This is a genomic window from Mesorhizobium sp., assembly GCF_005063415.1.
GTDB lineage: Bacteria > Pseudomonadota > Alphaproteobacteria > Rhizobiales > Rhizobiaceae > Mesorhizobium.
The window spans coordinates 1-227 of record NZ_SUEG01000432.1 but is presented as its reverse complement, the minus strand read 5'-3'; the positions used below and the strand labels follow the sequence as shown (position 1 = coordinate 227).

The 227-nt window shown below is 69.6% G+C and carries 1 protein-coding gene; it reads right to left on the bottom strand.

The genetic code is table 11. The features are described from left to right. Positions 1–227 (bottom strand): TCP-1/cpn60 chaperonin family protein (locus E5W70_RS32935; RefSeq protein ID WP_292665539.1); only part of this gene is annotated, 227 nt, incomplete at both ends.

Genomic DNA, 227 nt, shown 5'->3' with positions numbered 1-227 from the left:
CAAGGATCTTGCCGGCAACGATCGATGCTTCCGCACCGGCGTTGGCCGCGATCTGACGGGCCGGAGCCTGCAGCGCGCGACGCACGATGCTGATGCCCGCGGTCTGGTCGGAGTTGGCGCCGGTTGCCTTGATGCTTAGCGAAGCGCGCAGGAGTGCGACGCCGCCGCCGGGAACGATGCCTTCTTCGACGGCCGCGCGGGTCGCGTTGAGGGCGTCATCGACGCGG